The 22,728-nt window shown below is 41.5% G+C and carries 21 protein-coding genes; 11 read left to right on the forward strand and 10 right to left on the reverse strand.

What is annotated here, in order from left to right; translation table 11 throughout:
• The first annotated feature begins 382 nt into the window (after positions 1-382).
• The 4 genes from B9G53_RS00280 (at position 383) to B9G53_RS00295 (ending at position 6,173) form a co-directional block, all read left to right on the forward strand.
• Entirely contained in the window at positions 383-1,237 is an 855-nt protein-coding gene (locus B9G53_RS00280; protein ID WP_094528327.1) for a hypothetical protein, read from the forward strand.
• A 239-nt stretch (positions 1,238-1,476) separates the two neighbouring features.
• Positions 1,477-2,322, forward strand: a complete 846-nt coding sequence (locus tag B9G53_RS00285) for an AAA family ATPase (RefSeq protein ID WP_176453033.1) — start codon at positions 1,477-1,479, stop codon at positions 2,320-2,322.
• A gap of 324 nt (positions 2,323-2,646) precedes the next feature.
• The gene (gene alaS / locus B9G53_RS00290; protein ID WP_094528328.1) at positions 2,647-5,283 is read left to right on the forward strand and encodes an alanine--tRNA ligase; all 2,637 of its coding nucleotides are present in this window, start codon (positions 2,647-2,649) and stop codon (positions 5,281-5,283) included.
• A 62-nt stretch (positions 5,284-5,345) separates the two neighbouring features.
• Positions 5,346-6,173: a RimK family alpha-L-glutamate ligase gene (locus B9G53_RS00295; RefSeq protein ID WP_094528329.1), complete on the forward strand. Its 828-nt coding sequence runs from the start codon at positions 5,346-5,348 to the stop codon at positions 6,171-6,173.
• Between the two features lie 46 nt (positions 6,174-6,219).
• Here B9G53_RS00295 and B9G53_RS00300 read toward each other — a convergent pair whose 3' ends face one another.
• The gene (locus B9G53_RS00300) at positions 6,220-6,372 is read right to left on the reverse strand and encodes a chlorophyll a/b-binding protein (protein ID WP_094528330.1); all 153 of its coding nucleotides are present in this window, start codon (positions 6,370-6,372) and stop codon (positions 6,220-6,222) included.
• Between the two features lie 158 nt (positions 6,373-6,530).
• Here B9G53_RS00300 and B9G53_RS00305 point away from each other — a divergent pair, with 158 nt between their 5' ends.
• Positions 6,531-6,746 (forward strand): hypothetical protein, encoded by a 216-nt coding sequence (locus B9G53_RS00305; protein ID WP_094528331.1) that lies wholly within the window; start codon positions 6,531-6,533, stop codon positions 6,744-6,746.
• A gap of 44 nt (positions 6,747-6,790) precedes the next feature.
• On the opposite strand, the gene B9G53_RS00310 is transcribed toward B9G53_RS00305, so the two are convergent.
• The 5 genes from B9G53_RS00310 to trpC all read right to left on the reverse strand — a co-directional run bounded on the left by B9G53_RS00310 (position 6,791) and on the right by trpC (position 10,613).
• A complete protein-coding gene (locus tag B9G53_RS00310) occupies positions 6,791-7,252 on the reverse strand; it encodes a photosystem I reaction center subunit II PsaD (RefSeq protein WP_094528332.1) in 462 nt (153 codons plus the stop codon).
• Positions 7,253-7,441: 189 nt separating this feature from the next.
• A complete protein-coding gene (gene ruvX / locus B9G53_RS00315; protein ID WP_094528333.1) occupies positions 7,442-7,843 on the reverse strand; it encodes a Holliday junction resolvase RuvX in 402 nt (133 codons plus the stop codon).
• A 60-nt stretch (positions 7,844-7,903) separates the two neighbouring features.
• Positions 7,904-8,782, reverse strand: coding sequence for an alpha/beta hydrolase (locus tag B9G53_RS00320; protein ID WP_094528334.1), 879 nt, complete (start codon positions 8,780-8,782; stop codon positions 7,904-7,906).
• Positions 8,783-9,063: 281 nt separating this feature from the next.
• Positions 9,064-9,711: a type I restriction endonuclease subunit R gene (locus tag B9G53_RS00325; protein ID WP_094528335.1), complete on the reverse strand. Its 648-nt coding sequence runs from the start codon at positions 9,709-9,711 to the stop codon at positions 9,064-9,066.
• A 32-nt stretch (positions 9,712-9,743) separates the two neighbouring features.
• Positions 9,744-10,613, reverse strand: coding sequence for an indole-3-glycerol phosphate synthase TrpC (trpC, locus tag B9G53_RS00330; RefSeq protein WP_094528336.1), 870 nt, complete (start codon positions 10,611-10,613; stop codon positions 9,744-9,746).
• Positions 10,614-10,789: 176 nt separating this feature from the next.
• Between trpC and B9G53_RS00335 the strand changes: the two genes are divergently transcribed.
• Positions 10,790-12,610 (forward strand): hypothetical protein, encoded by a 1,821-nt coding sequence (locus B9G53_RS00335; RefSeq protein ID WP_094528337.1) that lies wholly within the window; start codon positions 10,790-10,792, stop codon positions 12,608-12,610.
• Positions 12,611-12,888: 278 nt separating this feature from the next.
• Here the strand turns inward: B9G53_RS00335 and B9G53_RS00340 are convergent, their stop codons facing one another.
• Entirely contained in the window at positions 12,889-13,731 is an 843-nt protein-coding gene (locus B9G53_RS00340) for an Npun_R2479 family HD domain-containing metalloprotein (RefSeq protein ID WP_094528338.1), read from the reverse strand.
• 552 nt (positions 13,732-14,283) lie between these two features.
• Between B9G53_RS00340 and B9G53_RS00345 the strand changes: the two genes are divergently transcribed.
• The 3 genes from B9G53_RS00345 to cobM all read left to right on the forward strand — a co-directional run bounded on the left by B9G53_RS00345 (position 14,284) and on the right by cobM (position 16,797).
• Positions 14,284-14,820 (forward strand): hypothetical protein, encoded by a 537-nt coding sequence (locus B9G53_RS00345; protein WP_094528339.1) that lies wholly within the window; start codon positions 14,284-14,286, stop codon positions 14,818-14,820.
• 135 nt (positions 14,821-14,955) lie between these two features.
• On the forward strand, positions 14,956-15,993 hold the full coding sequence (cbiD, locus tag B9G53_RS00350) for a cobalt-precorrin-5B (C(1))-methyltransferase CbiD (protein WP_094528340.1): 1,038 nt from the start codon (positions 14,956-14,958) through the stop codon (positions 15,991-15,993).
• 45 nt (positions 15,994-16,038) lie between these two features.
• Positions 16,039-16,797, forward strand: a complete 759-nt coding sequence (gene cobM / locus B9G53_RS00355) for a precorrin-4 C(11)-methyltransferase (RefSeq protein WP_094528341.1) — start codon at positions 16,039-16,041, stop codon at positions 16,795-16,797.
• 178 nt (positions 16,798-16,975) lie between these two features.
• On the opposite strand, the gene B9G53_RS00360 is transcribed toward cobM, so the two are convergent.
• The 3 genes from B9G53_RS00360 to B9G53_RS00370 all read right to left on the reverse strand — a co-directional run bounded on the left by B9G53_RS00360 (position 16,976) and on the right by B9G53_RS00370 (position 18,399).
• Positions 16,976-17,218: a type II toxin-antitoxin system Phd/YefM family antitoxin gene (locus B9G53_RS00360; protein WP_176453034.1), complete on the reverse strand. Its 243-nt coding sequence runs from the start codon at positions 17,216-17,218 to the stop codon at positions 16,976-16,978.
• 52 nt (positions 17,219-17,270) lie between these two features.
• On the reverse strand, positions 17,271-17,597 hold the full coding sequence (locus B9G53_RS00365) for a hypothetical protein (RefSeq protein WP_094528342.1): 327 nt from the start codon (positions 17,595-17,597) through the stop codon (positions 17,271-17,273).
• 103 nt (positions 17,598-17,700) lie between these two features.
• Positions 17,701-18,399 (reverse strand): Uma2 family endonuclease, encoded by a 699-nt coding sequence (locus B9G53_RS00370; protein ID WP_094528343.1) that lies wholly within the window; start codon positions 18,397-18,399, stop codon positions 17,701-17,703.
• 339 nt (positions 18,400-18,738) lie between these two features.
• Between B9G53_RS00370 and B9G53_RS00375 the strand changes: the two genes are divergently transcribed.
• Positions 18,739-21,489, forward strand: coding sequence for a phycobilisome rod-core linker polypeptide (locus B9G53_RS00375; protein WP_094528344.1), 2,751 nt, complete (start codon positions 18,739-18,741; stop codon positions 21,487-21,489).
• A 173-nt stretch (positions 21,490-21,662) separates the two neighbouring features.
• The gene (locus tag B9G53_RS00380; protein ID WP_094528345.1) at positions 21,663-22,676 is read left to right on the forward strand and encodes a type I glyceraldehyde-3-phosphate dehydrogenase; all 1,014 of its coding nucleotides are present in this window, start codon (positions 21,663-21,665) and stop codon (positions 22,674-22,676) included.
• The last annotated feature ends 52 nt before the right edge of the window (positions 22,677-22,728 follow it).

Consider the following 22,728-nt stretch of genomic DNA (forward strand, 5'->3'; position numbering starts at 1 on the left):
GTCCATGTTGGTGGTTTCGTCTTCTTTTTTTTAGGTAACAGAGGTTCTATAATCTCCCACTCTTGATCGCTTAGGCTGCTGCTATATCCCATGTTTGACTCCTTTTTCTACTCTTCCTAAGATACCAAATGGGTTCTATAAGCCGCAAGAAGAGAATTGGGGTTCGCCTGTAGGTTTGGAAGCTTGGTAATGTCTAATTGGTGGGGATTCTAGTTACAGGATAAATAAAAACAGGATTATAAAACCGACTAAAACCATGATTAAATATGGGCTGCGGGTATTTTAGTAAAAATCTTACTGGGCAGGCATTCTAAGCTTTTAGTTCTATAATTTTAGACAAGGTTTATATCTCAACTTGTTTTTGTCTAGGTATCCAAAGTAAATGAGCAACAGAAATTGGGCTAGTCAACCTCTCAATGAAAAAAGTGATCAAATGTTTTTGTCTATTGGAGACTTCTTTCCAATCTCTCTGATTTCTACTAATTGCCCTATAACTTGTAACATTGACGATTCTTTAGAATCAATTTTAGAAAAAGAACAACTTGAAAATTTCGACCATATTCCAGTCTGTTCTCAAGAAATTATCGTGGGATTATTAAATAAGAAGGATGCAAAAGATAGAGATTTTGTTAAGACAGTAGGGGAAGCAATGGATAGACTTGATCAATCTATCTTGATTTCATCTCATGCTAGTATTCTTTCATTTATAGAGGAAGCAGATAAGCATCCCTGCCGCCTAGTTTTAGATGGTACTGAGATAAAAGGAATTGTAACAATTAGCGATCTTCAAAAGCTAGAAGTTAGACCAGTTCTATTCTCTTTGATTACATATCTTGAGCTTCTAATGTCAGAATTTATACGTAAAGACTTTCCTTTTGAGGACTGGATTAATAAACTCAGTCAACGCAGAAAAGAACTTGTTAATGAAAAATGGGAATACCTTAATCATAACAATATGGCTATTGATAGGTTATCGGCTACTGACTTTTGTGATAAAAGAGATATATTGATGAGTTCTAAGCTTTTTAACAATAATCTATCTACTGATAAAAATGAAGCCAAAGATATTTTTAAAAAAATTGAAAAGCTTCGTAATTCTGTAGCTCATGCAGGTGATTATGCAATAACTGAAGACAAAGCAAAAGAGGTGTCTCAAACTGTCCGAGATATGCAAGATTTTATCAAAGTGATAAAAAAGAGTATAAGAGATTTAGAGACTAATGTTGAATCTTCTTAACGTCTGGATAAATTTTTTGGCACTCTGGATTCGCATAGCGTAATCGCCTATGATGATTACAGTTTAGACGATTAGTTAGACGTTCACTTAAAATAATGTTGTTAAAAATCTGAATAGTTACAATCTTTCTACTTTAGCTAGTTAAGGTTATATTGTTGTTTTTGTTAGAGATGGATATGAAGCGATCGCGCGATCGCCAATATATTAGAACGATGTAAACAAAAAACTGACGGGGATATATGTTGACAGTTTATTTCACAATTGGTTTACCTGCTTCTGGTAAATCCACATGGGCTAAAGCAAAAGTAGATAAATCACCCAATGCAATTAAGCGGGTGAACAAAGACGAACTTCGCGCCATGCTTGATAATTCTTACCATTCCAAAGGCAATGAAAAATTTGTCTTAAACATACAAGATCTGATAATTAAATCGGCGTTAGAAGAAGGTAAGCATGTGATCGTCGATAATACACATCTTGCACCCAAACATGAAGCACGGATTAGAGAACTAATTAAAGGCTTAGCGGTTCTAGAAATAGTAGACTTTCGCCATGTACATCTAGAGACTTGCATTGAGAGAGACTTAAAGCGGTTTAACTCAGTTGGGGAGAAAGTAATTCGCGATATGTACAATCAATTTATCGCACCACCTAGAAACCCCCAACCTGCTTATAATCCAGACTTACCCGATGCCATTATCTGCGATTTAGATGGAACCATTGCTTTGATTGGCGATCGCAGTCCCTATGATGGCGCTAGCTGTGAGAAAGATTTAGTAAATGAGCCAGTACGATCTATTTTGCAGACATCAGGAAAAGCGATCGTGTTTGTGTCTGGAAGAGAAGACAAATACAAGCCTCAAACCTTGGCATGGTTGGAGAAGCATGGGATTAAATTTGAGAGTCTCTATATGCGAAAGTCTGGTGATATGCGAAAAGACAGCATTGTCAAGCAGGAAATTTATGATCAATTTATTCTTGATAAATACAATGTTGCCTTTGTGCTGGACGATCGCGATCAAGTCGTTAGAGTTTGGCGAGATCTGGGTTTAACCTGCTTGCAAGTTGATTATGGTGATTTCTAGATTTGATAGCTTCCAAAGTAAGAGTGGCGGCGCGAAGCGCCGCCACTCTTACTTTGGGTTTTGATTTTTCTTGTATGGCTATAGCAATAATCACCAAAGTTTTGGGCAAAGCTGTCCTAATCGTTATAATACAATTAGGAAATTATTAAAATTTGTAAGAATTTATATAGGTTTGCCCAATATTAAGTACCTTGGCATAACTAAAAACCAGATCTAAAGTGTGGCGCACGCCGTGCGTGCGCCACACTTTAGGTACTTATCATGTTGCAAACTTGCTAAGTTTCCCTGAACATTTATCTGCTGTCTGCATTACTCTAAACTTTTATGGCTAGCCTTCCCTCTCTTACTGGTGCTGAAATTCGCTCAAAGTTTCTCAATTTCTTTGAGGAACGTGGTCACAAGGTATTGCCTAGCGCCTCACTCGTACCTGCTGATCCCACAGTACTATTGACGATCGCGGGAATGCTACCATTTAAGCCAATTTTTTTAGGACAGCAAGAGCCTGAAGTTCCTCGTGCCACCACATCCCAAAAATGTATCCGCACCAATGACATTGAGAATGTTGGCAGAACAGCGCGTCACCATACTTTTTTTGAAATGTTAGGCAATTTCAGCTTTGGCGATTACTTCAAAAAAGAAGCGATCGCTTGGGGATGGGAATTAGTAACTAAAGTATTTCAGCTACCGCCCGATCGCCTAGTGGTTAGTGTCTATCATACTGATGAGGATGCCTTTGCGATTTGGCGTGATGCGATCGGCATTCCTGCTCATCGGATTCAGCGCATGGGTGATGATAATTTTTGGGCTTCAGGAGCGACAGGACCTTGCGGACCTTGCTCAGAAATCTATTATGACTTTCATCCTGAATTGGGTGATGATGCGATCGATTTGGAAGATGATTCAAGGTTTTTAGAGATTTACAACCTTGTGTTTATGGAATTAAATCGTGATGCCGATGGTAATCTGACTCCATTAAAAAAACAGAACATTGACACAGGCTTGGGCTTAGAAAGGATGGCGCAAGTTTTGCAAGGTGTTCCCAATAATTACGAAACGGATTTAATCTTCCCAATCATTAAAAAAGCTGCGGATATTGCAGGAATCGATTATCACAAGAGTGATGAGAAAGTAAAGACTTCGCTCAAGGTAATTGGCGATCATGTACGCTCGGTTGTGCATATGATCGCTGATGGCATCAATGCCTCAAACGTCGGACGTGGCTATATTATGCGTCGTCTCCTACGTCGAGTAGTACGTCACGGTCGCTTGATTGGCATCTCTGGTACATTTGCGTCTGAAGTTGCCGAAGTAGCGATCGCCCTCTCTGAATCGGTCTATAACAATACTCGCGAAAGAGAGCAAGTGATCAAAGATGAAATCAAAATTGAGGAAGTCCGCTTTTTACAAACCCTAGAGCGTGGTGAGAAGTTACTCGAAGAGATTCTTGCCAAACCTAAAGTCAAAGCCAGCAAAACTATTTCGGGTGTGGATGCTTTCACTCTCTATGATACCTACGGATTTCCGCTTGAGCTAACTCAAGAGATTGCCGAAGAGGTCGGCTTTGCTGTTGATGCTGATGGCTTTGAGTCCGAAATGAAGAAGCAACAAGAGCGATCGCAAGCTGCCCACGAAGATATTGATTTACTGGCAAAAGATAACTGGGCAAATATCGCCAAGGAAATTGGTAAGACTGAATTTTTGGGCTATACCGAACTCAGTAGCACCGCCACTATCAAAGCAATTCTCGGCAATGGGGAACTGGTCAAAACCGCGATCGCTGGCAGTAAAGTCCAAATCGTTTTAGACCGTACACCATTCTATGCTGAGTCAGGTGGACAGGTTGGTGATACGGGCTATCTCGCTATTGGTGAAGCGATCGCCAAAATCAGTGATGTTCAAAAACAAGCCGATTTGTTTATTCATATTGGACAAATTGAGCGTGGTGAAATTACTGTTGGTGATAGTGTTAATGCTCAAATTGCCGTATCTGAGCGTCGTCGCATTCAAGCCCACCACACCGCTACTCACCTCTTGCAAGCAGCACTAAAGAAAATCGTTGACTCTAACGTTTCTCAGGCAGGTTCCTTAGTTGATAGCGATCGCCTTCGGTTTGATTTCAATCTCAATCGTGCGGTTACAACTGAAGAAATCCATCAAATCGAACTCCAAATCAATAACTGGATCGCTGAAGCCCATGATTCTGTAATCGAAGTATTGCCGATCGCCCAAGCAAAAGCCAAAGGTGCGATCGCCATGTTCGGCGAAAAGTATGGTGCAGAAGTTCGCGTTATGGATATTCCTAATGTATCGATGGAACTCTGTGGCGGTACACATGTTAAAAACACTAGCGAAATCGGCGTATTCAAAATCATTTCCGAGGCTGGTGTTGCTTCTGGTATACGACGGATTGAGGCGATCGCAGGTCAAGCTGTCCTCGAATATTTAACAGTGCGAGACAATATAACCAAAGATTTAAGCGATCGCTTTAAAATTAAGCCCGAAGAAATTAGCGATCGGATTACAGGACTGCAAAACGAGTTAAAAAATTCCCAAAAAGAAATCGAATCTCTCAAGCAGCAACTAGCTTTGGTTAAGGCTGATAGCCTCCTCTCCGAAGCAGAACCTGTTGGCGCATTTAAAATTCTCGTTGCTCAACTTCCTGACATCGAAGCAGAAGCCCTCAAAGCGGCAGCCGAAAAACTATCAGCGAAGTTAGGACATAGTGCAGTGGTGCTTGGCTCCTTTAGCGAAGATGGCAAAGTCACACTTGTCGCTTCTTTCAGTAAAGAAGTAATTGCTAAAGGGCTACAAGCTGGCAAATTTATCGGTGCGATCGCCAAGATTTGCGGTGGCGGCGGTGGCGGTCGTCCGAACCTTGCTCAAGCAGGTGGGAAGGATGCCAGTAAGTTGCCCGAAGCCCTAGAAGCTGCTGAACATCAGTTAAAAACTGCACTTTCATAAAGACAGTAGAAGGGGTGCAATTCATCCCTTCTACTTTTAGAGACAATAATGGAGTTAAGATCATGCTGACTAACATCAGAATGTTAATACAGGCTTGTCAAGACTCATCTATTACCTATGAGATTTTGCATCCTAATCAAAACTTAGTCAAAGTCATAATTAGCGATCGCGACTATTACTTTACTAACTATTCAACGCCATTAACACCTCAATCAGTTGCTGAAATTTTTAAAGATAAGCAGTATTTTTATCAAGTCTTCCAAGATGTCGTAAAGATGCCGCGAACTCAATCTTTCATTTCTCCCTATTGCGATGAAAAATATAAAGAGTACTTACAATTTTTTTCCATAGATGAAATTGTTGCCGAAATTGAGAAAAAATTTGAGTTGCCCATTATTCTCAAAAGAAATCGGGGATCGGGAGGAAGCAATGTTTTTAGATGTCACGATTCGCAGCAAATGCGAAAGGCTTTAGAGTATATATTCAATATCAATTCCAAAAGCTATGACTATATTGCTCTTGCCCAAGAGTCTATCAATATTGTCAAAGAATATCGCTGCGTATGTCTCAATGGCGAACAAGTGATTTTGTATAACAAAGACTTTTCGCAAGCAAAATTTACAGGCAATCTCAGTCCTTTACATTGGGAAGGGGCGATCGCTAAACAAGTAAATGATTCTCAAGTGATTGAGGCAATCGATGAATTTATTAAACCAATCTTTCAAAAAATGGCGATCGCCTATGTTGGTCTAGATGTTGCTTTAGATGATCAGGGGAGTTACTGGTTAATCGAAGCGAACTCACATCCAAACTTTGATATTTTTATTCGCGATAATGGTGAAGATGAAATCGTAAAGCTTTTTCAGAAAATTCTGAAATATCTGGCATAAAAAAAAGCGGTCAGTGCTAAGCACTGACCGCTTTTTTTATGAAAAACTACATTAAGCCAATTTGGGAAAGAATACCTTGACCAGTGAGCAACTCTGTCGCTAGACCGATAACGAAGCCAAGCATTGCAAGACGACCGTTCCAAGTTTCAGCGAAATTGTTAAAACCAAATTTAGGATCTGTAGGTGTAGTGTCAGACATTGCAATTATCTCCTGTGTGTTTTGATTTCTATACTTTAAAAATCTTTGATTGAATTAATAATACTTTATATTTCTTAACAAGCCATACCACCAAAGGTAGATTCGATAAAGCTATCAGAGGTATTACCAAAGCAAATTAAACAAGGGGCTTAAGTCCCTTGTTTAACGATCCACAAGATTGTGGTGCGGCGCTTCGCGCCGCACCACTCATGCTTTGGTGGAAAGCAATGGGTACTCGCTGGCACGAGTCCCACAAAACAAAAGCCACCGTAATCATGCGATCGCGACAGCTTTGGACTACTGTGAAACTCGCGCCAGCGCGTATCCACAAAACAAAAGCTGCCGAAATCATGCGATCGCGACAGCTTTTGTAAAAAATAAAATAAATGAGAGCGATAGTAATAGCCAAAGCTATTAATTAGACATCGTAAGTAGCCTTACCTGTAAACTTGACGCTTATAGGATTAGGGTTATCACCAATCTTGCGGCTGACGCTATTAGCGGCAACACGACCAGCATTCACCTTCTCAGGGAATACACCATCTAGAGGATGGAGATAAACTTGGTCGCCATTAGGAAATTCGCGCCAAATTTTGTAATTGGTGATCTTAAATTTACGCAACTGTGTACCTAAAGCGAGGGCTTGCTCTTTCTTAGCTAAGTAAAGCAAGTTATCGCCTTTGACCATAGTTGCAGCGCCGCCTGTTGGCATTTCAAATACTTGCTCTTTGGGGCTATTCCAAGAGATCAAGTATTTTTCTTCGGTGAAGGCGGAGTTGAGCAAACCACCAGTGCTGCCACCCCAAATTGGGGTTTTGCCAGTAGGTTTAGGAGCAGTAAAGGCTGCTACTTGCCCTTCTTGTGCTTGTTCTTCAGACATTGAGATGTTCTCCCAAATTGCGTATACGCTTTTGATATCAAGTGCAAAGATATCATTTCTATACACCCCTGCTTCAAGCTTACTTAACGTTACTTTACGAAGCTTGACAAAACTTTTAGAGAAAAACCCAAATAATTTTTAAGTAAGACTGGTTTTGCCAGTCTTACTTAAAAATTATTTGGGTTTGCGTCATGAACTAATTAGACGACTAAGATACCGCTCGATCAGGATGGCAGCAACAATGTCATCGACAGGACGATCAGGCGATCGCATTCCAAGGGGTATTAATTTCATTAACCCTTTGGCTGGGTAAATTTGCCAAAATCTTTGACGCGCCTCTTCGCTGCTAAAACGCTCATCTACAGTGATAATGCGTAAATCGGGGAAAGTGGATTGTAGTTCAGCTTTCCATTGCTTAGAGGCAGTTTGATCGCCCATTATCATTAGGGAAATGGGATAGCTATCTAACAAGTTACCGACTTTTGTGATCGCGTCTAAGCTGGGGATGACGGACTGAAAATGTAGCTTACGGTCTAAGCCCATGACAGCGACACCACATTTTTGTTTTCCTGGATCGAAACCTAGCAGCACAGATAGATATTCCTAAGTTGATAATTCGTAATTCGTAATTTTTGTTTGTACTGTTCACGATTATATCCTTTGAATAAATTCGTGAAGCCCATTACGATAGGTTTCGAGGGAATCCAGAAAGCCACCATTATGATCGCCGCGTAGTCTAACTAATTTTTTAGTCGGGTTGGCTACTTGAAAGTTGCGCTCACCATGGTGAAAGGGGATGATCTCATCATCGATGCTATGAATCACTAAAACAGGAATTTTAATGCTGGGTAAACGGTCAATGGAGTTGTAGGAAAATCGGGACAGAAACCTAATTGGCATAAATGGATAAAGCTCAGCCGCGCGATCGCTAATAGAGGTAAATGTTGAAGCAAGCACTAAACCACCTGCATTATTGTTGCCATTGGGTTGTGAGATTTTCTGGGCTAAGTAAGAGGCGATCGCACCACCCAGAGATTCACCATAGATAATAATTTTTTGCAGGGGAATCTGTCTTTCTTGTGTCAGGTACTGCCAAGCTGCTTCAACATCCGCATAAGTGCCTTCTTCGCTAGGACTCCCGCCACTTTTACCATAGCCACGATAGTCAAACAGAAAAGTCGCCAAACCTAACTCTCTAAAGATGGGTAAGTAACTGATGCGGTTGCTAATATTGCCACCATTACCATGACAAAATAAAATCACACCTTTGCCAACCAAGTCATTATCTTTAGCTGGTACAAACCAAGTATCTAAATTGATATTATCTCTAGTTGTAATTTGAATATTTTCAAACTTTATGCCAAGTATTTCAGGTGTTTCTATGACATCTCTACTAGGCATAAAAACTAAGTTTGATTGTCCAAGATATAAAGCGATCGCTAAGCCGATATAAGCAAAGGCAAGAATGCGAAGAATTGGCAGTAAAAACTTCTGAAATATTTGAAATAGTAGTTGTAAATTTTGACTCATATCTCCTCTAGTATTAGTAATTAGATATAGTTTATTTGGCTTTTAAGTAGCACAGAAATATTTTTGGGCACTGGACAGCTAATTAGTGATAGAGCGATGAAGCCGTTGATTGGCAAGGCTTTACAAGCAAATTGCGAATAAAGCCTGAAATCATTGCCAGATAGGGATTACAGCTTAATATCACTAATTAGTGAGCCAGTGCCTATTTTTGAAGGCGTTGCTTAGCGCCGCCTTCAAAAATATTTCTAGGCTTTAAGTTAGCGCAAAGCACTGTGGCAGTTTTACTGTAATAATCGAGAGATTTTCTTAAGGATTTGGAGTACAGATAAAAGTTCATTATTTCTACGGTTATATAGCGAGAAATCATTGGAAAATTGATACTGCATAACTTCACCTTTCACAACTTTGAGAAATATTGAAAATCCACCATTGCTAATAAATCCATAGGTTGGCTGTAATTGATTAGGGCTATCTAGCATATAGGTAAGTGCTTGAGCCATACCTGACTCGATACTAAATGCTTGTCCTTTCGATTCAATGACTAGTACCCACAGTTTTTTATAAATTACGAGTGTATCAATACGTCCTTGATAGATAGTTTCTTCATTTTCGTCAAACTCTATCGATTCAAGTTGAACAGGATATTCTGCTCTGATGTCAAAAGGTGGATCGTAAAAGCTTGCCATTTCAAGCAAAGGAGCGATCGCTATTTGATTAACCAGACCTTCGCTAATATGTCCATGATGGCGATGGTAAAGATAGCGTTCTTTTAGTAAATCACAACGTTCTTTCTCCGCTTCGGTCAACTCTGGTAAATCTTCATCCCATTCACTAAAAAAGCGATCGCTAAGAGATTGCTGTACCGAAAACTTGGTTTCTACTTCTAGCAAACTATTAACATATTTAGAAATTGCTAATGTCATTACCATCGCTTCTAGTCCTTATTTTTGTATCTAATTTTCTAAGTTTTTATTAGATTCTTAACTGCTTCTTCAATATTTTCTTGTTTGATTAAAGACTCACCTACTAGTACTGCACTTGCACCACAATTTTGGACAAAATCTAAATCTTGACGGGTGTAAATACCAGACTCACTGACCCAGAGATACCTATTTCTAGTGGCTGGATCTAGTCTATCCATCAAAACTTTGGTCTGCTCAAGCTCGACCACAAAATTTTCTAAATTGCGGTTGTTAATTCCGATTAAGCGCACATCAGGAATCTGTAAAACCCGATCTAATTCCGCTTGTGTATGCACTTCAACTAGAGCCGCCATGCCCAGTTGATGAATTAAGGTTTGAAATTCGGTTAACTCCTCATCGGTGAGAATTGCTGCAATTAATAAAACGGCATCCGCACCATGCGATCGCCCCCAATAGATTTGATAGGGGTCAATAATAAATTCTTTGCAAAGTAAAGGTAAATCAACAACTTGGCGGACTAATTGCAGATTCTGGAATCCACCTTGAAAAAATTCTGAGTCCGTTAATACCGAAAGACAACTTGCGCCCCCAATTTCATAGGCTCTAGCGATCGCTTGAGGATCAAAATTTTCACGAAAGACACCTTTGCTAGGAGAGGCTTTTTTGACTTCAGCAATCAATGCTGGTTTTGTGTGGGAATTTTGCAAGCTGCCATAAAAATCTTGCGGCGGCTGAACATTCGCAACTTGAGACTTCACCGCATCTAGTGATTCATTGACATACATCTGAGCAACCTCACGCTCCTTTTGCCAGACAATTTTTTCTAGGATATTTTGAGGCGCATCAGTGAGCGCGGCGATCGCATAGCCTTTGTTTCTAGCGGTTTCAGATTGACGACGTACTTGCATTGATGAAAACAATTTTGAGCATGAAAGGTATAACTTTTAGCATAAAGCAATTTATCAAAAAGCCGCCTATGGTTACGCTTTAGCAAATTGCTTTATAAATTATGAGGTTTCTTTACAAGCAAAGCGCTCATTTTTCGGTATATTTGCCTGTGTAATCTGAGTTGAGCATAGTTTTTATGAGCGCGATCGCAAACTCTAACCAACCCGAAGACAAGCCAAAGACTTCGCGAGTTTCATCTTATTGGCGAAATATCCCTTGGAAAAAGTTATCCAGTTTGGTAATGGCGATCGCCCTGTGCTTTTACCTCACAGCTTGCGGAGGTGATAATAAACCAGTTAGCAAAGCCCCGACTAAAACGGTAGCTCCTAACATCAATATCACTGAAGTTTCGCCACCCACTGAAATTCAACGCCTCGGTCGCCTGCTTGAGCGCTATACACCACAGGTCAGCATCGTTAGCCCCAAACCTGATGAAGTGCTAAACGATACGCAAGTGTCAGTCAAGTTTGATGTAAAAAATTTACCAATTTTCAAAAATGCTGATTTTGGCTTGGGGCCACATATCCATGTGACTTTGGATAACCAAGAATACAAAGCAGTTTACGATCTCAGTCAAACCGCAACATTTGATCATCTCAGCGCAGGAACCCATACAATTCGCGCCTTTGCATCCCGTCCTTGGCATGAAAGCTTCAAAAACCAAGGCGCATATGCCCAGACCACTTTCCATGTCTTGACCAAGACAGCCGAAAATACGCCAGAACCAAAAACCCCTTTGCTTACCTACAGTCGTCCTGTGGGAACCTATGGGGCTGAGCCAATCATGCTTGATTTTTATCTGCAAAATGCACCTTTGCATTTGCTCGGCAAAGATGAAGAAGCGATCGATGATTGGCAAGTTCGCGCCACCATTGACGGCAAAAGTTTTACTTTTGATCGTTGGGAGCCAATCTATCTCAAAGGTTTTAAAACTGGACAAAACTGGGTAAAACTGGAATTGCTAGAGCCAGATGGCGATGTGATCGCCAATGTGTTTAACAGCACGGCTCATTTGATTAACTATCAACCTAATGGCTCTGATACTTTATCTAGATTAGTCAGTGGCGAAAAGATTGCCAATATTGAGGCGATCGTCAATCCAGACTATGTGCCACCTGCCCCTGAAGTCATCCCTGCGCCCGTTGAGTCGGCAAGTCCTGAACCTGCTGTTATCACTCCTCCAGAAAAGCCCGCAGAGACAACTAAAGCTGTAGCACCTAGCCCTGCACCAGCACTCAAGGAAGAGACTAAGCCTTCAGTAGTACCTGTGATTCCTGTTGCACCAGTTCCTGTGGTTCCAGTTCCTGTTGTACCAATCAAAACAACTCCCGAAGCGATCGCCCCCATTGCGCCAAAATCATCACCAATTGCTGAACCCATTAAGAGCAAATCTACCCCTGTTGTAGAGCCAGTCAAGGTTGCACCAGTGACCGTTCCAGTGACGACTAAGGTTGTACCCGTTAAGGTCGCACCAGTTGCCGAGCCAGTCAAAGTTACCCCGATCAAAGTCAAAGCTGCTCCTGTAGTAGAACCTGTGAAGCCAGTAACACCACCAGTCAAGGTAAAAACTGCACCTGTTGTCGAGCCAACTAAGACGATCGCGCCTAAAGTAGTAGCTCCTCCAGTAAATTCTAAGGAGTCAACGAAAAATGCAACTCAGGTAACGCCAAAAGCTGAACCTGCCAAAGATGTCTTGCCCGAAAAGGAGCCTAAGGTGTTCAAGACAACTGCTGCTCCCAAGGACGTATTCAAAAATTTCAACTTTGATCCACGTAAATTTTTCCCTGCCAAACCTGAAGCAGACAAGGCTGAAGCGAAAAAACCAGTATCTAATTCTCCTGATACAAAAGAAACTTCAGAAAATAAACCTGAAGCTAAATCAACAGACAAGACTCCAGTATTAACGGATTTGTCAACAACCACATCAGCACCAATTAAAGTGCTAACTAAAAAATAAGGTAGTCCTAAAAAGGTAAGGATAGGCGGCGCTTCGCGCAGTCTATCCTTACCTTTTCAAATCCTTTCCTTTGCAGGACTACCTTTTTTGCTTAGGACATAAAACCCAAAAGATGAGTGGCGGCGCTTCGCGCCGCCACTCATCTTTTGGGTTTTGATTTGTTCTAGCTATCTCTTGCGTTGCTATGGTACAGAGAAATTTTTGGGAAATTTCTCTGGGGTTTAAGAAAGCGCATAGTGCTTGAAACAAAGAGAGGACACGAAATGTCCTCTCTTTGTTTATGGTTGATATTCTGGCTTTTCATGTTCAACTACAAACACATTGGAATAGAGATGAGCCACAATCTCTTGACCTTGCTGTGTTAGTGACAAATAGTAAAGAGCATCCTTGACAAATGGATATACATTTGTCCAATAGAACTTAGGATAGTTTCGCCGTAAATCCCCTGGGTGTGCATATCCGAGAGCTGCATTTACACCAGTTTCTTCAAATTCATAGAATAAAGCACCTATTTTCTTCAGATAACGCGGATCACTAAGTTGTCCGATCAAATCTGCCGATCGCACTAGTCCTGCAAAATGTGTTGTATCTTGATGGTCACCAGTTTTAGGTACAGGAAATCGCGTTAGTTCAATATTGCGGCAAATTTTCTCAGCCTTAATTAAAGAGTGATTAGCAAAGCGTTGATTTACAAATAGTTTGGCGCGATCGACATGATATGGCGTTAGCCCTGCGTCGGAAGCTCCTGCGGGTAACTCCACCATCGCATCACCAATTCCCGTGGCAAACTTGCCGTTGCCATCCTGAAGGCAAACACCTTTGACATAGCCAATATCATGACAGACAAGAGAAATAATGTAATGCAACCAATCTTCAGGCGAGACTCGACCTTCGCGAATATGCTTACCACGTAAAATTTCTTGCCCAACTAACGTTACTAAGATCGTATGTTCGACATTATGGTAGAGCGCATCACTATTGGCTATATTTTCCAGAGCCATGTTGCCAGCCCAGCCAATGATATCTTCATAATCATGTAGATAGCCACCATAGGTACGGCGATATCCTAGCTTTAGTTGTTCAACAAAGTTACCTATTAGGAGTTCAGTTGCATTAAACATAAATCTTCATGTACCTATGTAAAGCCAAAATCTACTCTAAATAATAAGCCCAACTCTTATTTTTGGTGCGATCATCAATAAAATTCTTAGAAAGTACAGCTAGCTTTTTGCATTAAGCCCAAGCAAAACTCAAAAATGCGATGACGGTGATTGGCTCTGTCATCTTACTTCTTTGAATTTAATGATTTTAAAACAATTCTCATGATGAAACCGATTTTGGCATTGCCATCAGCAATTCTCATGATGAAAATTTCAGCTTGATCTAACGACCTTTATTGATAATAGTTATCCTTAAAAAACCCATGCTTTTGTTCAAAATTTGACTGCTTAGGCAAATCAAAATTCATAATGAGAATTGCTGTATTTCCAGCACCGAAGGCGCTAGAAATACCAAGATCGTTTTTTGAAAGCATTCCTACGACAGGCTTTCAAAAAACGATCTTTATAATGAGAATTGCTGATTTATTAAGTTGAAGCAAAAAGTACTATATGTGCAATATGGTTAAGGTAGTATTATTGGGTTGATGAATCTTAACTCCCAAAATATCAAATATGCTTAAACACTTTGCTGGTCGTTTGTTATTGCCTGTATCCATTGCATTGGCAGTAGCTTCATGTCAGCAGCCTAGTGCTACAACAACATCTCCTTCGCCGTCAGTAGCAGCTTCAGCCTCTCCTACAGCCAGTCCTTCCGAATCTCCTAAAGCTACAGCTTCTCCTACCGCATCTGAATCACCCAAAGCAGACGCATCACCCAAAGCAGATGCATCACCTAAAGCAGATGCACCTTCCTCTGGTAAAACCAAAGATATTGATGCCTTGATCAAAGAAAATGCTGAGTACAAGGAAATGTATGATGCAACTAATGGTATCCAGTATATCGGGTTAGTCGAAACAGAAACCTGCAAGGCTTTGGATCAAGGTGTTCCTTTCCCAACTCTGATTGACGCTCTCGAGAAGGAATTTGACAAGCAGGGAAGTTCCATGCCCGCAGATAAACTCACAAAGTTGAAAGAGTATACAGGTTTTGTCGTTGGCGCTAGTGTCGTTATCTCTTGCCCTCAACACAAGGATAAGATTAAGTCATAATTTTACCCGTAAAGTTGCGTACCGTAGGGGCGCACTTTAAGGATTTGGGTAATTATTTTGCACAAGTACTAACCAGCCAAAAGAGAGACAGCACATTGTACTGTCTCTCTTTTTATGAGCGCTATAATTACATATATGAAATCTGGTTACACACTACCTGTATTTGCGATCGCTGCTGCCAAAGCCGCAATTTTTGCCATCCAAAAAAATAGCTCAACTTCAGTAAAACTCGATCTATTGGAATCTGGTTCTGGTGAAGTAGAGATCGCCCAAAGTGCAATTATTGATGAGAATACTGGTCTGGCGATCGCCATTAGTGACCCAGGTGATAATCTTGACCTGACCGCAGGAACGCCCATCTGGGCATGGGTAAAATTAGAATCTTCAACGGGTAGTGAACGCATAATTTTAGAAGCAGGGGAAGGCTTAGGAAGAAATGCTAGTGGAGAGCCAGCGATCTATCAATTAGCGCGAGATTTGGCAGAGGTGAATCTCATTCCATTACTGCCAAAAAATATAACGGCGAGAATTAGATTTATTTTGCCTGAAGGTAGAGCGTTGGCTAAACGCACTTCTAATGCTGCTTTCGGTATTTTAGAAGGTCTATCATTACTAGGTACTTCCGCAATATCAAAACCACTTTCTGTGGAAGATAAATTAGAGGAGTTTCGCTTAGATTTACGTAGCAAAGCTGCAAATTCCCATGAAATAGTATTTTATATTGGTGCAAATGGTCATCAAGTTGCTCAAAATTTAGGATTTCAATCTTCGCAATTGGTGCAGACAGCTAATTGGGTAGGTGCAATGTTAGTAGAAGCAGCTCTCTTAGGCGTAACTTCGATCACTCTCGTTGGCTATCATGGCAAACTGTTGAAACTAGCAGGTGGAATTTTTAATACTTCCAGTCACTTAGCCGATGCCAGAATTGATATTTTAGTTAGAGCCGCAGTGCATGAGAAATTACCATTTATACTAATTCAAGAAATAGAAAGTCTACCCACTGCCGAAGCTGTCCATAAATTATTAGTGCAGCATAACTGCGATCGCCAGATTTTCCAATATCTCACCAATCAAATTACGCAACGCGCCACAGCCTATATCCAGAAATATACGGATCGCCAGATTGAGATTAAAACAATTTTGTGCGATCGCTTAGGGCAGTTAGTTGTCTAAGATAAAGAAATTGTCTTGTGCTGTTTTTAATCTTAGAGTTTTTTAATGCAACCAGTTTATATCGTCGGTGCGGGACCTGGTGACCCTGATCTAATCACAGTCAAAGGACGAAACCTGCTTACCAAAGCCGATGTGGTCGTTTATGCTAATTCCCTCATCCCTGACTCGATGCTGCAATTTTGTCGCGCCGATGCCGAGATTATTCCTACCGCGAGCAAATCTCTAGAAGAGATTCTGGAAATTATGATTGATAGAGAGCGATCGCAAAAATTAGTAGTCCGTTTACATGATGGCGATCCTAGTCTATATGGCGCTATTCAAGAACAAATGGTTGCTCTAAGTGAAGCAGAAATTCCCTTTGAGATAATTCCGGGGGTGAGTGCATTCCAATTAGCTGCTGCCCGCTTACAAGTCGAGTTAACTGTTCCTGAACTAGTTCAGACGATTATTCTCACGCGCATTAGTGGACGCACTCAAGTTCCTGAACGCGAAGAATTATCAAGTCTTGCATCACACCAAGCATCATTATGTCTCTATCTCAGCGCCCATCATATAAAGAATGCTCAGGCTAAATTAATGGAACATTATCCATCTAATACAACGGTAGCAATTTGTTATCGTTTAGGATGGGAAGATGAAAAAATCCTCATAGTTCCTCTCGCAGAAATGGCATCTACCACAATCCAAGAGAACTTAACCAGAACTACGCTATTTGTAATTAGCCCTGCTTTAAATAAGTTAAAAAGTAATACAAAAGAGCGATCACAGTTATATAGCTCTCACTATAAACGTCTCTTTCGTTAAGCATTGGCACTAGTTCAGCCTGACAGGATTATTTGGCTAAAACCATTGCTTGACAATGGTTTTAGCCATTGTAAGGTCAAATCATCGAAATCCAGAGACAAAAAAAGATTTCAGACCTTTTTTCCATAGTGCGGAACCAGTGCCTTTTGAGCTTGCTTGGTGTATACCAATTTCCAATTCACCATTCTAGAGTCTCGCTACATTCACTAATAGGAGTTGCTAAACCTTCCACAATTGATGCTCCTACTTCTGGAATTGAGAGTAAATAGATTGTTTCTTGAACTCCTTCCCAATCCTCTTCAGAAACTAGGAAGGCATTAGAGGTAGTTCCTGAAATTAGGATAGGCTCATGAGATTGTGAAACTTCATTGATCAGATCTTGAAGTTTAACTTGATCTTCAGTCAAAGAAATAATTGACATTTTTTGCTTCTAAATTTTTGAGTAGCATAAACTGATTTAAACTTAATTGAATTTAATCAGAATCGAAGTCGATATTTCCAAACACTGACTGACCACCTGCAAGAATTGAACCACCTCTTAATACTCCACGGTTTGGTGTACATACATGGTATAGATCTCGCCCATTTTCGTAAAGAATAGCAATTACTATCTCTCCATTGAAAGATGTTGTCTTACCAACCTCGGCTTCATATTGATTTCCATCATGCTTCCACTGAAGAATACGCACTCTACGTTCCGAAAATTTTGCATCAAGTTCTTGATGAAGAAAGGTTTTTATCTCTTCATAAACTTTCTTCTCTTGCTCTGGAGATTTTGATGCAGGTATAAAAAACTTCATTTATGTCTAACTCTAATTTTCTATCAATTTTGTTGTTCTTGGCTTGCAGTAATCACTCTAACATAACAGTTATAAATTCGTTCTTGTATGCAATTGCGCTTATTCAAATTTCCCCTTGCTGTGAATAATTTGCTCTCACCCATGCACGAAACTCTTTTAAAGTTTTACTTTCCCCTAAGAGCGATCGCTTCTGCACATATTCCACAATAATTGCTGCGGGTAACGTCGGAAAAGACAAACTATTTTCAATGGGAACGTATTCACCATTCTCTAAACCTAAAAACTCCAAACTATATCCATCATAACGCCAGACTTCAGGCACACCGAGAAGCGCATAAATTGGTAAACGGCGATCGCTAGGACTAGTGATATCCACTTCTAAAACCAAATCAGGAGGTGGATCTTGTCCGACAATGACATTTTCTTTCTCTCGGATCACCACCTCATTTTTGATGTAATAGCAAGAGTCAGGTTCTCCCCCAACCTTTAACTCTGGTATCTTCATCAATAAAGATCCCAACCGTCTCATATCTATCTCTAACTCATCAACAAATACACCGAGTAAAGCTTCAATAAATCGATTGCTACCTTCATGCAGTGAAAGAGGAGACATAATCTCTAAAGTACCGTTAATGTAATGAAATAGAGTTGAACGGCGATCGCCAACATCTGCTAGTAAACGCTCAAAAGTTTCCCAGCTAACCCCATATAGCAAGACCCGATTTTCAGATATTGGTCTGGCTTGTTCAATCGATGATGCAATAGTTGAAATTTCGTTGGGTTTATAAGGTGTGGCAATCATAAGATTTCGGGGGTGTTAAATTTATGGTCAAATTTACCTGTCTTGTTGAGTTGGTTACCTGACAACTAATTTGGAGACTAAAATTTAGATCCAGCTTAACAAAATCTAAAATATGGCGATTAGGGCGATCGCGCTTATGTCCTACATACAGCCATATATGAATACATAGACTCACCAACCTACTTGCTTTACAAAACTTATCGTTAGTTTTTGCTTGAAATACCTGTAAATGCAGCATTTTCTGATGAGATAGAGTTAGATATTTAGTTGGAAAACCCTATACTGGGTAGTTATTATTTCGACTTTTTACATACCCTTTAAAGATCACAAGGCAGACACATGAGCGTAACAGCGTCAAGTGGTGCAGTAAATGCCCGCCCTCGTCTATATCAGACCGCTATAACTTCCACAATTTCCCAGATAGAGCAACAAGATCGCTTTGCGACTCGTAGCGAACTAGATGATCTGTCCACATACTTTCAATCTGGACTAAAACGCATCGAAATTGCTGCGATTTTGACCAAAAACTCAGACAACATCGTATCCAAGGCAGCTAGCCGTATTTTTACGGGTGGATCAGCCATGGCATTTTTGGAAAAGCCCAAAGATTCAGAAGCTCTTGAAGTCGATCGCGCAGGTCGCGTGGTTGATGTCAAGGTCGGCATGGAACTTGGGACAACCACTTATACCGAAGCAAGCGAAGGTGGCTTTTTAGGAACCATCAAGAATTTCTTCAGTAATACAGGGCTTGTTGGTGTCGTAGATACCCCTCCAGCCAATTTCCGTCCGATTAACATTTCTCGTTATGGCGCAGACCGCATGAAGAAGTCCCTACGTGACTTGTCATGGTTCTTGCGTTATGCCACCTATGCAATTGTGGCAGGCGATCCTAATATTCTGGCTCAGAATGTGCGCGGCTTGCGTGAAATCATCGAGGCAGCTTGCTCAACCGATGCCACGATCGTTGCTTTACAAACTATGAAGCAAGCAGCAGCAAGTTATTTTCTGAATGACCCTGCGGCGATCGCAATTGTCAAAGAATATATGGATGTGGCGATCGCTGAATTCAAAGCAGCAACCCCATCACCTAAAGTTCGTCAGCGGAACTCTCCTGACTTGCAAGGTCTGGCTCTACCTCAAATTTACTTCAACACCGCAGAGCGTCGTCAGAAGTTTGTGATGAAGGCAGCGATGACTGGTGCTGAGAAAAATGAAGTAGTCAAGGCTGCTTACCGTCAAGTTTTCGAGCGTGACATCGCCCGTGCTTATAGCCAAGGTGTTTCTGACCTAGACTCTAAGGTAAAGAATGGTGAAATTTCGGTACGTGAATTTGTGCGTCGCCTAGGCTTGTCGCCTCTGTACCGCGATCAATTTTTCCTACCTTTTATCAACTCCCGTGCTGTTGAGCTAGCATTCAAGCATTTCCTTGGACGCTCTCCTGAAAGCCGTGAAGAAGTTGCTGCTTATTTTGCGATCGTCTCCAAAGGTGGTCTATCTGCCCTAGTCAATGCGCTAGTCAACTCCAGAGAGTACAGCGACTACTTTGGCGAAGAAACCGTACCTTACCAACGTGGATACGGACAAGAAGCTCAAACTGCCCGTAACTGGGGCGCACAGTTTGACCTATTCAACTACTCTGCACCTTTCCGCAAGGTTCCTCAATTCATTACCTTGTTTGCCGCTTATCAGCATCCATTGCCCGATCAGCACGTTTACGGCTCTGGTCACGATCCTCTAGAAATTACCTTTGGCGCGATTTTCCCTAAAGAAACCCGCAACCCCAGCGCATCACCTGCTCCTTTCGGCAAAGATACCCGTCGCATCTTGATCCGCAATGGTGCGGGTATTACGAACCAACTTGGTAACCCTGCGGCGACTGGCTCAATCGATCCGATGAGTCCCAAGGTATTCAAGCTCGATCAAACCCTGCGCGATAACGTCAAGATCGGTAAAGGTGCGAGAAAATCTTCGATTAAGGGCTTGAGCATCACCAATTCGGAAACCTCTACCCAAGCCGTGATTCGTGCTATTTATCTACAAATCATTGGCTTTATTCCTTATTCTGGTCAGCGTCAAACCGTCGCCGAAATCAAGCTAGAAAACGGCGATATCTCCGTGCGTGAGTTTGTCCGCATCTTGGCGAAGTCACCCACCTTCCGCGATCGCTACTGGACTAAGCTTTATGTCTGTAAGGCGATCGAATTTACCCATCGCCGCCTCTTGGGTCGTCCTACCTACGGTCGCGCAGAAATGAATGCTTACTTTGACCTTGCCTCAAAGAAAGGTTTCTACGCTGTCGTCGATGCAATCCTTGATACCAAGGAATACGAGCAAGCCTTTGGTGAAGATACGGTTCCTTACGAGCGCTATCTGACCCCCGCAGGTGTATCACTCCGCAACAACCGCAACAGCACCTTGGGCGAAGCCAAAGGCAGTAAAGTTGTGGTTGAACCAACACCTAAGTTTGTCGAACTTGGTCAAGTCACCGAAGAGCGTTCATCAGTATCGATTAACGATCGCATCAATCAAGGTGTTGACAAGAAACGTGATCAACGCAAGATCTTCAAGCTCACCACCACCGATCCTGTGGAAACAGGCGCATTGGTGCGGGCTGCTTACCGTCAAGTGTTCGAGCGTGACATGGATGCCTATGTTGCTGACTCACAGTTCAGCCAATTTACTTCCAAGTTGCTCAACAAAGAAACCACGGTCAAGGAATTCATCTTGGCGATCGGTACATCCGACCTTTACATCAAGGAATTCTACGCACCATTCCCCAACACCAAGGTGATCGAATTAGGCACCAAGCATTTCTTAGGACGTGCGCCTCTCGATCAAGCTGAAATCCGTAAATATAACTTGATTTTGGCAACCAGTGGTATTAGAGCCATGGTCACGGAAATGGTCAACAGCCGTGAATTCTTGGATGCCTTTGGTGAAGATGTTGTACCTTACAACCGCTTTGAGACCTTCCCTGCGGCTAACTACCCCAACACCAAAGAGCTATACGATCGCCTCACCAAGCAGGACAAATCGATCGTTGTGCCTAGCTTTGCATCAGTTAAATCGAAAATCCCAACTACGGTTTAATTTTTAATCTAAAAAAGAGAGGACGCTTTGCGTCCTCTCTTTTTTTATTGGCGATCGCCATAAAAAATTGCAAAAAATTTTGCTTGAAGAGAGAATAAATTGGTGACGGTTTTTCGGTATCATAAGCATCAGATTAAAGTAAAAAGTTAAATTTATATAAAGGGCGATAAGAAGTGACTATCAGGGTAGCGATTAATGGATTTGGGCGCATCGGACGTAACTTTCTCAGATGCTGGGCTGGTCGCTCTGAGACAAACATAGAACTAGTTGGACTTAACGATACATCCGATCCCCGTACCAACGCTCACTTGCTCAAGTACGACTCCATGCTCGGCAAATTTGCGGGCGAAGTTAGTGCCGATGACACCACAATTACTGTCAATGGCAAAACCATTAAAACAGTGTCTGATCGCAATCCTGACAACCTACCTTGGAAAGATTGGGGTATCGATCTAGTTATCGAATCTACTGGTGTATTCATCGACAAAGTTGGTGCTGGTAGACATATCGGTGCAGGTGCTAAGAAAGTTTTAATCACTGCCCCTGGTAAAAACGAAGACGGTACGTTTGTAGTCGGTGTTAACGAAAAAGATTACAACCATGATGTTCACCACATCATCAGTAATGCTAGCTGTACCACCAACTGCTTAGCACCTGTAGCTAAAGTCATTCTCGAAAACTTTGGCATTGTTAAAGGTGTAATGACCACTACTCACAGCTACACTGGTGACCAACGATTGCTCGATGCTAGCCACCGTGATTTGCGTCGTGCGAGAGCTGCTGCTTTGAGCATTGTGCCAACTTCAACTGGTGCGGCTAAGGCGGTTGCACTCGTACTACCTCAACTAGCTGGCAAATTGAATGGGATTGCTTTGCGCGTACCAACTCCTAACGTCTCGGTTGTAGACTTCGTTGTAGAAGTTGAAAAGCACACGATCGCTCAAGAAGTGAACGAAGCATTCCGCGTTGCTGCTGAAGGCTCAATGAAAGGCATTTTGGAATACAACGAATTGCCTCTAGTATCCATTGATTATCGCGGTACTGATGCATCTTCGATTGTTGACTCATCTCTGACTATGGTCATGGGCGGCAACATGGTGAAAGTTGTAGCTTGGTACGACAACGAATGGGGCTATAGCCAACGTGTTGTTGACTTGGCTGAAGTTGTAGCTAAGAACTGGAAATAGTCTTTTCAAAAAAAGAGGTGGTGCAAAGCACCGCCTCTTTTTTTTTGTTCAC

The organism is Pseudanabaena sp. SR411 (assembly GCF_002251945.1).
Classification (GTDB): domain Bacteria; phylum Cyanobacteriota; class Cyanobacteriia; order Pseudanabaenales; family Pseudanabaenaceae; genus Pseudanabaena.

Bases quoted from the DNA above. Each gene is read 5' to 3' on its own strand.
- B9G53_RS00310 (WP_094528332.1), bottom strand. From the start codon at position 7,252: ATGTCTGAAGAACAAGCACAAGAAGGGCAAGTAGCAGCCTTTACTGCT.
- cbiD (WP_094528340.1), top strand. From the start codon at position 14,956: ATGAAATCTGGTTACACACTACCTGTATTTGCGATCGCTGCTGCCAAA.
- B9G53_RS00280 (WP_094528327.1), top strand. From the start codon at position 383: ATGAGCAACAGAAATTGGGCTAGTCAACCTCTCAATGAAAAAAGTGAT.
- B9G53_RS00325 (WP_094528335.1), bottom strand. From the start codon at position 9,711: ATGGTAATGACATTAGCAATTTCTAAATATGTTAATAGTTTGCTAGAA.
- B9G53_RS00300 (WP_094528330.1), bottom strand. From the start codon at position 6,372: ATGTCTGACACTACACCTACAGATCCTAAATTTGGTTTTAACAATTTC.
- B9G53_RS00360 (WP_176453034.1), bottom strand. From the start codon at position 17,218: ATGTCAATTATTTCTTTGACTGAAGATCAAGTTAAACTTCAAGATCTG.
- B9G53_RS00365 (WP_094528342.1), bottom strand. From the start codon at position 17,597: ATGAAGTTTTTTATACCTGCATCAAAATCTCCAGAGCAAGAGAAGAAA.
- B9G53_RS00295 (WP_094528329.1), top strand. From the start codon at position 5,346: ATGCTGACTAACATCAGAATGTTAATACAGGCTTGTCAAGACTCATCT.
- B9G53_RS00340 (WP_094528338.1), bottom strand. From the start codon at position 13,731: ATGTTTAATGCAACTGAACTCCTAATAGGTAACTTTGTTGAACAACTA.
- cobM (WP_094528341.1), top strand. From the start codon at position 16,039: ATGCAACCAGTTTATATCGTCGGTGCGGGACCTGGTGACCCTGATCTA.
- B9G53_RS00320 (WP_094528334.1), bottom strand. From the start codon at position 8,782: ATGAGTCAAAATTTACAACTACTATTTCAAATATTTCAGAAGTTTTTA.
- B9G53_RS00335 (WP_094528337.1), top strand. From the start codon at position 10,790: ATGAGCGCGATCGCAAACTCTAACCAACCCGAAGACAAGCCAAAGACT.
- B9G53_RS00375 (WP_094528344.1), top strand. From the start codon at position 18,739: ATGAGCGTAACAGCGTCAAGTGGTGCAGTAAATGCCCGCCCTCGTCTA.
- alaS (WP_094528328.1), top strand. From the start codon at position 2,647: ATGGCTAGCCTTCCCTCTCTTACTGGTGCTGAAATTCGCTCAAAGTTT.
- trpC (WP_094528336.1), bottom strand. From the start codon at position 10,613: ATGCAAGTACGTCGTCAATCTGAAACCGCTAGAAACAAAGGCTATGCG.
- B9G53_RS00345 (WP_094528339.1), top strand. From the start codon at position 14,284: ATGCTTAAACACTTTGCTGGTCGTTTGTTATTGCCTGTATCCATTGCA.
- B9G53_RS00370 (WP_094528343.1), bottom strand. From the start codon at position 18,399: ATGATTGCCACACCTTATAAACCCAACGAAATTTCAACTATTGCATCA.
- B9G53_RS00285 (WP_176453033.1), top strand. From the start codon at position 1,477: ATGTTGACAGTTTATTTCACAATTGGTTTACCTGCTTCTGGTAAATCC.